At 74.3% G+C, this 12,943-nt stretch carries 10 protein-coding genes; 7 read left to right on the top strand and 3 right to left on the bottom strand.

Annotated features, from left to right (window positions below; genetic code table 11):
• From GA0074692_RS01555 to GA0074692_RS01545, 3 genes are all read left to right on the top strand, one after another.
• Entirely contained in the window at nt 1-669 is a 669-nt protein-coding gene (locus GA0074692_RS01555; RefSeq protein WP_030337723.1) for a response regulator transcription factor, read from the top strand.
• A gap of 260 nt (nt 670-929) precedes the next feature.
• Nucleotides 930-1,736, top strand: a complete 807-nt coding sequence (locus tag GA0074692_RS01550) for an SAM-dependent methyltransferase (RefSeq protein WP_091638711.1) — start codon at nt 930-932, stop codon at nt 1,734-1,736.
• Nucleotides 1,737-1,824: 88 nt separating this feature from the next.
• On the top strand, nt 1,825-3,534 hold the full coding sequence (locus GA0074692_RS01545) for a putative bifunctional diguanylate cyclase/phosphodiesterase (protein ID WP_091652329.1): 1,710 nt from the start codon (nt 1,825-1,827) through the stop codon (nt 3,532-3,534).
• 51 nt (nt 3,535-3,585) lie between these two features.
• Here the strand turns inward: GA0074692_RS01545 and GA0074692_RS01540 are convergent, their stop codons facing one another.
• Both GA0074692_RS01540 and GA0074692_RS01535 read right to left on the bottom strand, forming a co-directional pair.
• A complete protein-coding gene (locus GA0074692_RS01540; RefSeq protein WP_091638710.1) occupies nt 3,586-4,710 on the bottom strand; it encodes a glycosyltransferase family 4 protein in 1,125 nt (374 codons plus the stop codon).
• A complete protein-coding gene (locus GA0074692_RS01535; RefSeq protein WP_091638709.1) occupies nt 4,707-5,963 on the bottom strand; it encodes a M48 family metallopeptidase in 1,257 nt (418 codons plus the stop codon). Before GA0074692_RS01535 ends, GA0074692_RS01540 begins: the two co-directional genes overlap by 4 nt.
• 177 nt (nt 5,964-6,140) lie before the next feature.
• Here GA0074692_RS01535 and GA0074692_RS01530 point away from each other — a divergent pair, with 177 nt between their 5' ends.
• Nucleotides 6,141-6,641 carry a toxin-antitoxin system HicB family antitoxin gene (locus GA0074692_RS01530; protein ID WP_091638708.1) on the top strand — a complete coding sequence of 167 codons (501 nt, stop codon included), beginning with the start codon at nt 6,141-6,143 and terminating at the stop codon, nt 6,639-6,641.
• Between the two features lie 46 nt (nt 6,642-6,687).
• The gene (locus GA0074692_RS01525) at nt 6,688-7,533 is read left to right on the top strand and encodes a DUF4097 family beta strand repeat-containing protein (protein ID WP_091638707.1); all 846 of its coding nucleotides are present in this window, start codon (nt 6,688-6,690) and stop codon (nt 7,531-7,533) included.
• A gap of 140 nt (nt 7,534-7,673) precedes the next feature.
• Here the strand turns inward: GA0074692_RS01525 and GA0074692_RS01520 are convergent, their stop codons facing one another.
• Nucleotides 7,674-9,101, bottom strand: a complete 1,428-nt coding sequence (locus GA0074692_RS01520) for an NYN domain-containing protein (RefSeq protein WP_091638706.1) — start codon at nt 9,099-9,101, stop codon at nt 7,674-7,676.
• Nucleotides 9,102-9,227: 126 nt separating this feature from the next.
• On the opposite strand from GA0074692_RS01520, the gene GA0074692_RS01515 reads away from it, so the two are divergent.
• Nucleotides 9,228-10,982, top strand: a complete 1,755-nt coding sequence (locus tag GA0074692_RS01515; protein WP_091638705.1) for a DEDD exonuclease domain-containing protein — start codon at nt 9,228-9,230, stop codon at nt 10,980-10,982.
• 128 nt (nt 10,983-11,110) lie between these two features.
• Entirely contained in the window at nt 11,111-12,895 is a 1,785-nt protein-coding gene (locus GA0074692_RS01510) for a RelA/SpoT family protein (protein WP_091638704.1), read from the top strand.
• The last annotated feature ends 48 nt before the right edge of the window (nt 12,896-12,943 follow it).

Raw genomic sequence — 12,943 nt, 5'->3', positions numbered from 1 at the left:
ATGACCACCAGTCCGATACCGGCCACCCGTACCAAGGTCCTCCTTGTGGACGATCATGACCTGATTCGTAAGGGCCTGCGTCACGCCTTCGAGCGGGACCGGCAGTTCGAGGTGGTCGGCGAGGCCGCCACCGCGGCCGAAGGGGTACGGCAGGCCGGCGCGCTCCAGCCCGACGTGGTGATCATGGACCTGCGCCTGCCCGACGGGAGCGGCCTGGAGGCCACCCGGGCGCTGCGCAAGTCCAGCGCGTCGATGGGCATCGTGGTGCTCACCATGTACGCCGGTGACGACCAGCTCTTCGGCGCCCTGGAGGCCGGAGCGAGCGCGTTCGTGCCGAAGACCGCGCCGGCCGACGAGGTGGTGGCCGCCGCCCGGCACGCCGCATCCTCCCCCAGCGCCTTCACCGCCGCCGACCTCGCCGAGGCGATGAAGCGTCGGCTCGCCCCGTCCGGCCCGCAGCTCTCGCCCCGGGAGGGTCAGGTGCTGCGGCTGCTGGCCGACGGGATGAGCGTCGCGGGCATCGCCAAGCAGCTCTTCGTCAGCGAGTCCACCGCGAAGACGCACATCTCGAAGCTCTACGAGAAGCTCGGCGCCGCCAACCGCGCCCAGGCGCTGATGACCGCCCTGCGACTGGGTCTGCTGGAGGCCCCGGACGCCCCGAAGTTCTAAGGCCGCACCTCGATCGGGAGGTCCACACCGCCGGCTCCGGCCTGGCGGGGTGGACCTCCCGATCGCTTTCCGGTCGGTCGCGTTCCACGCCGGCACCGGCCTGGTGGTCGGCCTCGGCAGCGCCCGCCGGGCCGTACGACGCCGTTGACCGGTAGGGGACGTGAATCCTATTTGCCGCAGTCTGGTCACTCGGGCGACGAACGGGCAGAATACCCGCGTGGCCCACGGGGGCGATCGTTGTCGGTACGAAGGGATGGGCGATGCGGCCGGACTGGGCAGCCGACACCATCGACGTCGAGCGTCCCAGTGTGGCCCGGATGTACGACTACTTCCTCGGCGGGTCGCACAACTTCGCCGCCGACCGGGCCGCCGCCAGGGCGATGATGGCCGCCATCCCGGAGGCCCCGTTGATGGCCCAGGCCAACCGGGCGTTCCTGCGTCGGGCCGTGCACTTCCTCGCCGGGGTCGGGGTGCGGCAGTTCCTCGACCTCGGCTCGGGCATCCCGACCGTCGGCAACGTGCACGAGATCGCCCAGCGGGTCGTACCGGACTCCCGGGTGGTCTACGTCGACGTCGACCCGGTGGCGGTCGCCCACAGCCGGGAGATCCTCAGCCGGCACGACCGGGCCACCATCCTCCAGGAGGACCTGCGCCGGCCGGAGCGGATCCTGGCCCACCCCGACCTGCGCGCTCTGCTCGACCTCGCCGAGCCGGTCGCCCTGATGGCCGTGGCGGTGCTGCACTTCGTCGCCGACGACGACCGACCGGGCGAGATCCTGCGCACCTTCCGGGACGCCCTCGCCCCGGGTAGCTGGCTGGTGCTCTCCCATATCAGCGACATCGGCCAGTACGGCGACGTCCGGGCCGACGCGGAGCAGGTCTATCGGGACACCGACACCCCGATCGCCCCACGCGACCGCGCCGAGCTGACCGGATTCTTCGACGGCTTCGAGCTGGTCGAGCCGGGTCTGGTGTGGGTGCCGCAGTGGCGGCCGGAGTTCCCGGAGCACGCCGACGACGCCACCCGGTCGGGCTTCCTGGGCGGGGTGGGGCGGCTCGGTGGGTGAGCCGACCCCGGAGCCGGGGTCCGGCCCGTCCCCCGGCTCCTTCGCCCGCGCCTGGGCCCGGGCGGTCGCAGCCACGAGCTACCTACCGATGACGCGGGAGCAGTTGGAGGTCTTCCTTCAGGGGCTCACCGACCGGCTCGCGGCCGCGTTGCGCGCCGAGCCCTTCGATCCCCGGGCCGGTCACCAGGTGGGGGCCGACCTGGTGACCGCGCACGTCGCCTCGGCCGAGGGGCTCGGCCGGACCATCGAGATCATCCAGCTCCGCCTGCTGCCCGACCTCGGACTGGTCGACGACGTCGAGGACCGGTTGGCCCGGCTGCTGGCGACCGTCGCCACCGGCTACGCCCGGGCGCTGCGGGACCGGACGCTCGACGCGCAGGAGTCGCTGCGTCGGGCCGCCATGGTGGCCCAGGCGCACGCCGACCGGGCCCTCCGGGAGAGCGAGGCACGGTTCCGGCACCAGGCCACCCACGACCCGCTGACCGGCCTGCCGAACCGCACGCTGTTCACCGAGCGCCTGTCGGCGGCGATCGACCGACCGGACCGGGACGACCGGCGGGTCGGGCTCTGTTTCCTCGACCTGGACCGGTTCAAGGTGGTCAACGACACGCTCGGCCACCAGATCGGCGACTCGCTCCTGGTCTCGGTGGGCCGGCGGCTGCGCGAGGCGGCCGGTGACCACCTGGTGGCCCGGCTCGGCGGTGACGAGTTCGTGATCCTGGTCGAGCGGGCCAGCGGCACGGAGGACGTGGTCCAGGTCGCCGAGGCGGCGCTGCGCGCGGTCAACCGGCCGGCCAGGGTGGACGGGCACGAGCTGACCGTCTCGGCCAGCATCGGCATCGTCGAACGTCCGGTGGCCGACACCACCCCGAGCGACCTGATGCGGGCCGCCGACAGCACACTGCACTGGGCGAAGGGGGCCGGCGGGGCGCGGTGGGAACTCTTCGACGTCGACCGCAACCGGCAGGAGCTGGCCCGGTACGCGCTCACCGCCGCCATTCCGGCCGCCCTCGAACGGGGTGAGTTCTACCTGGACTACCAGCCCCTGACCGCGCTCTGCGACGGCACCGTGATCGGGGCGGAGGCGCTGGTCCGGTGGCGTCATCCCGAGTTGGGCGAACTTCGGCCGGACCGGTTCATCGGGCTGGCCGAGGAGACCGGCCTGATCGTGCCGCTCGGCGGTTGGGTGCTCGCCGACGCGGCCCGGGAGGCGGGCGGCTGGCCGCCGGGCGGGCGGGCACGGGCACCGTTCGTCAGCGTCAACCTGGCCGTCCGCCAGGTGCACGCCCCCGGCCTGGTCCGGCAGGTGCGGGACCTGCTGGAGCGGACCGGCCTGCCACCGGAGCGGCTCCAACTGGAGATCACCGAGAGCGCCATGATGAGCACCACCGGGGAGCCGGTCCACGCGTTGCGCACGCTGGCCGAGGCCGGTGTGCGGATCGCCATCGACGACTTCGGCACCGGCTACTCGAACCTGGCGTACCTGCGCGACCTGCCGGTGACCGAGCTGAAGATCGCCGGGAACTTCGTCGCCGGGCTGCGGGGTTGCCCGACCGACCCGGCGAGCCGTACCGACGAGCGGATCCTCGCCTCCCTGGTCTCGCTGGCGCACGCGCTGGACCTCACCGTCACCGCCGAGGGGGTGGAGACGGCCGCTCAGGCCGAACGGCTGCGGGCGATCGGGTGCGACGCGGCCCAGGGCTGGCACTTCGGCCGCCCGGGGCCGGCCGGGCAGCTCCTGGACCGGCTGTGCCACGAGCGGACGGCCACGCCCACCGTCAGCACCGCACCCCACTGACGCACCTGCCCGTCACGCGGCGCGGAACGGAACGAACCCGACCGGGGGCGGTCAGCCGGCGAGCAGGTCGGTCAGCCGCCGCGCCTGGGTCTGCCAGCGCCACTCCCGCTCCACCCAGGCCCGTCCCGCCGCGCCGAACTGACGGGCCAGATCCCGGTCGGCGAGCAGGGTCGCCACCCGGTCGGCGAGCTGCGCCACGTCCCGCCCGCGCACCACGTACCCGGTCTCGCCCTCGCGGACCGCGTCCGGCGCGCCCCCGGAGTCCCCGGCCACCACGGGCAGGCCGACGGCGGACGCCTCCAGGTAGACGATGCCGAGTCCCTCCACGTCCAGCCCCCGGTTGCGGGTCCGGCAGGGCATCGCGTACACGTCGCCGGCGGCGTAGTGGGCCGGCAGTTCGGCGGCCGGGACGGTGCCGGTGAAGACCACGTCCCGCTCGACCCCGGTCTGCCGGGCGAGCTTCTCCAGGGTGCCCCGGTAGGGTCCGCCCCCGACCACCAGCAGCGCGGCGTCCGGCACCCGGCGACGGATCTCCGGCAGGGCCCGGATCAGCGTGTCCTGCCCCTTGCGCGGCACCAGCCGGGAGACGCAGACCACCACCGGCCGGTCGGTGAGGCCCAGGCGGGTCCGGACCGCCTCCCCGTCGACATCGGGGTGGTAGGCGTCGACGTCCACGCCGGGCGCCAGTCGGCGCAGGTCGGTGAGCCCGTGCAGGACCCGTTCGAGCCGTACCCGGGTGTAGTCGCCGAGGTAGGTGACCACGTCCGCGCCGCGACCGATGCGCCGCAGGGCGGTCCGGGCGACGGGTAGCGCGGCCCAGCCGACCTCGTGCCCGTGGGTCAGGGCCACCACCCGGCGGATCCCGGCCCGGCGACGCAGCCCCGGGGCGAGCAGCCCGAGCGGCGCGGCCGCCCCGAACCAGACCGTGTCGCAGTCGAACCGCCGGGCCAGCGCGGCGGCCCGGCGGGCGACCAGCGGGGTGGGCAGCAGCACGCGGGTGTTCTCCCGGACCACCTCGAACGGCTGGTCGGCGTCGAACTTGTCGGCGTCCCGCCAGGTCGACGCGTAGACCACCACCGAGCCGGTCGGCTGGTGCAGCGCCAGGTTGTGCACGAAGGACTGGATGCCACCGGGCCGGGGCGGGAAGTCGTTCGTGATCAGCAGCGTACGGCTCATCTGGCCTTCCTGGCGTGTGCGCGGGCGGCGGCCATCCGCTCCACGGTGGACGGGTGCGACGCCGAGTAGAGGTACTCCCAGCGGGGCGGGTCGGGGTCGGCGAGGTTCGCCCCGGAGAGCCGGCGCTGCATCGCCTCGAAGGTCACCGGGTCGCCGGTGAGGGCCAGCGCGTGCGCGTCGGCCCGGACCTCGACCCGCCGGGACAGGAACGCCTGGGCCGGTGTGCTCACCACCCCGACCACGGTGACCAGGGCGAGCAGCAGCGGGAACGCGCGGGGGTCACGGATCGAGTCGACCCCGGCCAGGCGCAGCAACGCGCCCCACGAGCCGACGAGGTAGAGGGCGACCACGGCCAGCGCGGCGCCGAGCGCGCCGATCACCGTGCCGACCAGCACGTCCCGGTGCTTGGCGTGGGACAGCTCGTGGGCGACCACGCTGGTCACCTCCGCCGGGGTCGCCTCCCGCAGCAGGGTGTCGTAGACGACGATCCGGCGGGTCGGCCCGTAGCCGGAGACGTAGGCGTTGACCGCGCGGGTCCGGCGGGAGGCGTCGGCGACCAGCACGTCCCGGACCGGCACGCCGTCCCGGGCGGCCAGGTCCATCACCTCCGTCCGCAGCGGGCCCGGTTCCATCGGGGTGAACCGGTTGAAGACCGGCTCGACCAGGACTGGCAGCACGAAGGAGAGGACCAGCACCAGCCCGGCCGCGCCGGCCGCCCCGAACGCCCACCACCAGCGTGGGGCGAGCCGGAGCACGGTGTAGAAGCCGAGCAGCGCGACCGCGCCGACGACCGCGCTGAGGGCGTACGACTTGAGCAGGTCGGCGGTCCAGCCGCCCCAGCCGTTGGTGCTCATCCCGTACCGGGTGAGGATCGCCTGCCGCCAGGCGGCGAACGGGAGGGTGACCAGGTCGGCGACGAGCACCACGGCGAGCCCACCGACCAGCGCCTGGGCGGTCCAGTGCCCGCCGAAGGGGCGCCCGGCCAACTCGACCAGGCGCGCGCCCAGCGGGGTGAGGCCGAGCAGGAGCGCCACCAGCAGCCCGACGACCAGGGTGCTCCAGACGCCGGGGCGCAGCGCGGCCCGGAACTCGCGGGCCCGCTCCACCTGGTCGGCCGGCAGGTCCCGCAAGGCGGCGAGTTGGTCGGCCCGGGGTGCCGGCGGACGGCTCCACGGGATCAGCAGCGCCACGCTGAGCAGCAGGGCGGCGCCCAGGACCACGAGGGTGAGCAGTGCCCAGCCGCGCGGACTCATCGGGCCACCGCGTCACGCCGTGTCCGGCCCATGCCGCTGCTCCCTCCGCCGTGCGCGGATCCATCCTATTGTCCCCGTCCGCCCGGCCTCCGACTCGCGCCACCATGGCGCCACCCGCCTTGAACCATGACGCCATCCCTCTTGAAGATGGCGCCATTGTGATGCCATCATGGCGCCATGAACCTGACGTCGTACGTCGACCAGCTCCGGGAGGAGCTGGCATCCGCCGCCGAACTCGGCGGCGACGAGGCCCGGGCGCTCGCCGAGCGACTGACCGGGCCCCTGGAGTCGGCGTTCCGGCTCGCCCTGCTGGACGCGCTGACCGCCGCCACCGAGGAGATCACCCGCGAGCTGGCACCGGGCTCGGTCGAGCTGCGGCTACGGGGACGCGAGCCCGGCTTCGTGGTGATCCCACCACCGGCCGGCCACCTCCCGCCGGACGACCCGACGACCACCGCCACCGTGACCTCGCCCGAAGCCGACGAGGGCGCGACCGCGCGGATCAACTTCCGGCTCCCCGAGCAGTTGAAGGCCCGGATCGAGGAGGCCGCCGGCAGGGAGGGCCTGTCGGTCAACGCCTGGCTGGTCCGCGCCGCCACCGCCGGCGTCACCGGGGCCCGGACCACCCCGCGCCGGGTCCCCCGGGGCGGGCAGCACTACACCGGCTGGGCCCGCTGACCCGTCCCACTCCCCGACCCCGTCCACCCGCCAGAAGGGATCTCCCGTGCCCACCTTCGACACTCCGACACCCGTCACCGCCACCGTCGACCTGGCCGCCGGTCACGTCCTGATCACCGCCACCGACCGCACCGACACCGTGGTGGAGGTCCGGGCCAGCCGAGCGGACGCGGAGTCCGACGTCCGGGCCGCCGAGCAGACCCGGGTCGAATACCTCGACGGTCAACTGCTGGTCCGCGCTCCCCGCCCCCGTGGGCTCGGCATGTTCGGCCGGGCCGGCTCGGTGGACGTGACGATCGCCCTGCCCACCGGCGCGACGCTGCGGGGCACCGCCTCGGCGGGCACGTTCCACGGCACGGGCCAGCTCGGCAGTTGCCGGATCCGCACCGGCTGCGGCGACATCCAGCTCGAGTGGACCGCCGACCTGGAGCTCGACACCGCCGCCGGGGACGTCCTGGTCGACCGGGTCGGTGGCGTCGCCCGGGTCAACACCGGATCGGGCAAGGTACGCCTGGGCGCGGTCGACGGCGACGCGGTGATCAAGAACTCGAACGGCGACAACCTCCTGGGCTCGGTCGACGGTGAGCTGCGGGTCAGCTCGGCCAACGGCGACATCGTGGTGGACCGGGCCGGGGGCACGGTGACCGCCACCACCGCCAACGGCGACGTGCGGATCGGCGAGGTCTCGACCGGCGCGGTGTCGGCCAGGACCGGCCGCGGCGGGATCGACATCGGCGTGCGGGACGGCACCACCGCCCGACTCGACCTGCGCACCGGGCACGGCAACGTGGCGAACCATCTCGAGGCGTGCGACCCGCCCGAGCAGCCGGCGGCCACCGTCCAGCTCACCGCGCACACCACGTTCGGCGACATCGTCGTCCGGCGCCGCTGACCCGGGCCGCTACCGGCCGCAACCCGGGCGACGCGGGCCGCAACCCGGGCGACGCAGGCCGCAACCCACCGGAGAACCAGGCAGCGTGAGCGGCGCGGGCCGACACGCCAGCCGGAGCGCGCGCCGGGCCGGCGCGTCGGTCAGGAGCGGGCCAGCCGGCGCAGCAACGCGTCCGCGCCGAGGGGGTACGCGCCGTGCCGGCGTACGCCGTCGGCGACCTCCCGGTCGGAGGAGACCACCACCACGGGGCGGCCCGGCGGCTCGGCCCGGACCAGCCGGCGGATCAGGTCGTCGGCGGTCTCCCCCTTGCGGGAGAAGAGCACCCGCACCCCGCGGGGCGACGGGGGCAGCCCGTGGATCCGCTCCGCGCCGTCGAAGACCACGGTGACCTCGTCCCCGGTCTGCGCGGCGATCCCGCCCAGGCCGGTGATCAGGCGCTTGCGCTGCTGTTCCAGGGACATCTCGCCGAAGCCGCGTTTGGTCACGTTGTAGCCGTCCACCACCAGATGCGCCTTGGGCAGGGCGAGCAACTGGTCCAGCCGGGCCGGGTCGTCGGTGTCCCGGGCGCGGGCGGCCGGGCCGGCCGGGGCGGCGGCCGGCTGGTCGGCGAGGGCGTCGGCGACGAAGTCGGCGGGCAGCCGCTCCACCGGGTCCAGGGCCAGTTCCCGCCGGAGGCCGACGGCCGCCTGGCCGATCGTCTCCAGCAGCAGCCAGAGCCTCGCGTCGTCGACCGACCGGGCGTCCTTCGCGCTGGCCTTGGCGACGCCGGCGACGGCCTCCGCCTCGGCCAGCCGGGTCTTGACCCGGCGCAGCTCGGCGTCGGCGTCGGCGGCGGCGCGGGTGGCCCGGCCCCGTTCGGTGGCGAGCAGTTCGTTGGCCCGGCGCTCCCGGGCCTGGGTCTCCCGCAAGGTGCGGGCCAGCACCCGGTGTTCCTCGCGGAGCTGGCCCAACTCGTCCCGGACCCGGGCCAACTCGTCGCGGAGCTTCTCCGCCTCGACGCGGGCCACGGCCCGGTCGTGCTCGGCCCGGGTCGCCCGCTGCTCGGCCTCCCGGACCAGTTCGGCGACGACCGCGCTGTCGGCCTCGGCACGCACCGCCGCGCCGCTGGCCTCGACCAGGTCACGCCAACCCACCGGACGGGCGAGGTATGCCAGCGCCGCCACCTCCACCGGGTCGGCGGCGGCCGGGGCGGTCCCCTCGAGGACGGCGGCACCGAGGTCACCGGCGTCGGACAGCACCCGGGCGGTGACCCGCTGCCGGAACAGCGGATCGGCGGTGAGCTGCGCGGCGATGGCCGCTGCGCCGAGCCGGGCACGCCGGTTGGGGGCGAACTTGGCCACCCGGCGCAGCGGCACCGGAACCTCGTCGGCGGGCAGGCCGGGCAGCACCGTCGCGGTGAGCGCGACGATGCGCTGCCGGACCGGTTCGGGCAGGACCGGCTCGGGTTCCGCCCCTCCCGACTCCGGTGTGGGCACGGCTGTGGTCTCGCCAGCGGCCGTGGCGTCGAGCCCAGCGGCGACCGTCCCCTGGTCGGGGAGGTGGTCGTCGTACGGCTCGGTGAGGGGCATGTGGTAAGTCTCCCACCGCGACCGGGCCCACCGCCCGGTGAGTGAGCCGATCTCTCATCCTAGGCCGTGGTAACGCCTGGGGCACCTGTTGCCGGAGTGTCGCACCGGGGCACTAGCGTGCCGCCCGTGACCGCAGGGGAGTACGTGCAGGAGACGCTGGCCGGGCTGGGCCCGGCCGGCGAGGGGATGGACCCCGCGCTCCCGCTGCACGCGGTGACCTTCGTCGTGGTCGACCTGGAGACCACCGGCGGAACGCCGGACGGCGGCGGGATCACCGAGATCGGCGCGGTCAAGGTCCGCGGCGGCGAGGAGCTGGGCATACTCGGCACTCTGGTCAACCCCGGCCAGCCGATCCCGCCCTTCATCACCGTGCTCACCGGCATCACCGAGGCGATGCTGCTGCCCGCGCCCCCGGTCGAGACGGTGCTGCCGAGTTTCCTGGAGTTCCTCGGCGACGCGGTGCTGGTCGCCCACAACGCCCCGTACGACGTCGGGTTCCTCAAGGCCGCCTGCGCCAGGCACGGGTACCGCTGGCCCAACCCCCGGGTGCTCGACACCGTGGCGCTCGCCCGCCGGGTGCTCACCCGGGACGAGGTGCCCAACCGCAAGCTGGGCACCCTCGCCGCGTACTTCCGGACCACCGTCCAGCCCACCCACCGCGCGCTGGACGACGCCCGGGCCACCGTCGACGTGCTGCACGGGCTGATCGGCCGGCTCGGCGGGCACCGGGTGCACACCCTGGGCGAGGCGATCGAGTTCGCCCGGGCGGTCACCCCCACCCAGCGCCGCAAGCGTTACCTCGCCGAGGGGTTGCCCAAGGCGCCAGGGGTCTACATCTTCCGAGCCGGCGACGGCCGACCGCTCTACGTCGGCACCTCCGGCGACATCGCGACCCGGGTGCGCAGCTACTTCACCGCCGCCGAGAAGCGGGCCCGGATGTCGGAGATGCTGGGCGCGGCCGAACGGGTGGAGGCGATCGAGTGCGCCCACTCCCTCGAGGCCGAGGTGCGCGAGCTGCGGCTGATCGCCGCGCACGCCCCGCCGTACAACCGGCGGTCGAAGTTCCCCGAGCGGATGCTGTGGCTCAAACTCACCCCGGGGCCGTACCCGAGGCTGTCGGTGGTCCGGGAGATCGGCCCGGCCGACGAGGCGTACCTGGGGCCGTTCGGCTCCCGGCGGGTGGCGGAGCTGGCGGCGGCGGCGTTCCACGACGCGCTGCCGCTGCGCCAGTGCACCCACCGGCTGTCGCTGCGCACCGTGACGCCGGCCTGCGCGCTGGCCGAGCTGGGTCGCTGCCCGGCGCCCTGCGAACACCGGATCACCCCCGAGGAGTACGACCACCGCGCGGCGCTGCCGTTCCGCGCCGCCACCGCCGGCGACCCCCGGCCGGTGGTGGACGCGCTGCTGGCCCGGATCGAGGCGCTCGCCGCTGCCCAGCGGTACGAGGAGGCGGCGGTGGTCCGCACCCGGCTCGCGGCGGCGCTCCGGGCGACGGTACGAATGCAGCGGCTTACCGCGTTGACCCGGATCGCCGAGCTGGCCGCCGCCCGCCCCGCCCGAGACGGTGGCTGGGAGCTGGCCCTGGTCCGGCACGGCCGGCTCGCCGGGGCCGGGGTCTCCCCGCCGGGCGTCCACCCACGGCCGACGTTGCGGCTGATCCGGGCGACCGCTGAGACGGTGCCGGCCGGGCACGGGCCGGTGCCCGCGGCCACCGCCGAGGAGACCGAGCGCATCCTGTCCTGGTTGGAGCGACCGGAGACCCGGCTGGTGGAGATGTCCGCCGGCTGGTCCTCCCCGGTGGCCGGTGCGGCCCGGTTCCGGGACCTGCTGGCGAAGGCCGAGCAAGCCGTCTCGGCTCAACTCTCATCCGAACGCCCATGAGCAACTGGCCGATCGGACGACGGCACCTCAAACTAGGCTGTTAGAGAAGTGCAGTCCTGCCCGATTCGTGGGCCTGCTCCCGGTTGCCGGACACCGGCGGCCGTGGAGCCGGGGTGAGGAGGTCCCAGGTGGACGTCGACGCCGGACACGGCGCCGCCCTGGGGGGCGCCCTTCCCACAGCCGGCGAGCTGCCGCTGGCCCGCCGACTGCGGTCGCTGCTCTCCTGGACGACCGCGGAGAACGACCCGGTCACCCCGCTCGTCCGGGCCCACCGCGGCATCCACGCCAACGCCGACACGGAGTTGCTGCGCAAGGCGTACTCGATCGCGGAGAACATGCACCGCGGCCAGTTCCGCAAGAGCGGCGAGCCGTACATCACCCACCCGCTGGCCGTCGCCGAGATCTGCGCCGACCTCGGCATGGACACCACCACCCTGGTCGCCGCGCTGCTGCACGACACGGTGGAGGACACCCGCTACACCCTTCAGGCGCTCGGCGAGGACTTCGGCCCCGAGGTGGCGCACCTGGTCGACGGGGTGACCAAGTTCGACAAGGCGTTCTACGGCAAGGCCGCCGAGGCGGAGACCACCCGCAAGATGATCGTCGCGGCCGGCAAGGACGTCCGGGTGCTGATCATCAAGCTGGCCGACCGGCTGCACAACATGCGTACCCTGGGCGTCCGCTCGGCGGCGTCCCGCAACCGGATCGCCACCAAGACCCTCGACGTGCTGGTGCCGCTCTGCGACCGGCTCGGCATCCAGGCCCTCAAACGGGAACTCGACGACGTCGTCCTGCTGCACCTGCAACCCGAGGAACACACCCGCATCCAGCGCCATCTGCACGACCGGCCGGGCTGGGACGCGTACCTGCGCGAGGTGGTCGCCCGGAGCCGGGTCGCGCTGCGTCGCAGCAAGGTGGACGCCACCGTCGCCCCCCGCCCGCGCCACCTCTACTCGATCTGGAAGGACACCGTGGCCGGCGGCCACACGATTCCGTTCGACCTCCCCCGGATCGCGATCGTGGTGGACGGCCCGGCCACCGACTGTTACGCCGCGCTCGGCGCGGTGCACGGGCTCTGGCGGCCGGTGCCGGGCCGCTTCAAGGACTTCATCGCCTCCCCGAAGAACAACCTCTACCGCTCGCTGCACACCACCGTGTGCGGCCCGCAGGACCGCACGGTCGAGGTGCTGATCCGCACCGAGGAGATGCACCGTCTCGCCGAGTACGGCGTAGCCGCCGACTTCCGGTTCCCCCGCGCCGACGGGACGACCCTCCGCGCCCGGCAACTGGACTGGCTGCGCCGGGTGCTGGACTGGGAGCAGGACGCCCCCGATCCGAACCAGTTCCTCCAGACGCTGCGCTGCGACCTCGCCGACGGGCAGATCCAGGTCTTCGCCGACGGGCGGCAGGTCGTACTGCCGGCCGGCGCCACCCCGGTCGACCTGGCGTACGAGCTGGGCACCGAGCGGGGCGACCGGTGCCTCGCCGCGAAGATCAACGGCCGGCTGGCGCCGCTCTCGTCCGAACTGGAAGAGGGCGACGTGGTGGAGATCTTCACCGAGACCGCCACCGACAACGGTCTCGACGCGCTCGGCGTGCCCCGGGGCCCCCGCCGGGAGTGGCTGGACTTCGTCAAGTCGCCGCACGCCCAGATGCAGATCAACCGGTGGTTCGCCGAGCACACCGAGCCGGGCATCTCGATCGCCGACAAGGTCCGCCTGGGCCGGGCCACCATCGGGCTGGCGTTGCGCCGGCACGACCGGGGCCTGGCCAGTGACCTGCCGCTGCTGCGCCTCTCCGAGGAGTTGGGCTACCCCGACCTGGAAACCATGCTGGTGGCCGTCTTCGACCGGGTACTCGACCCGGACACGGTGGTCACGCAGCTCATCGACCTGGTCGACCATCGACAGTGAGGGTTGTCCTCCCCCGGTGGGCCGGCCGGGCCGTGCCGGCCACTAGCC

It is taken from the genome of Micromonospora pallida (assembly GCF_900090325.1).
GTDB lineage: Bacteria > Actinomycetota > Actinomycetes > Mycobacteriales > Micromonosporaceae > Micromonospora > Micromonospora pallida.
This window is presented reverse-complemented; position numbering and strand designations above follow the sequence as displayed.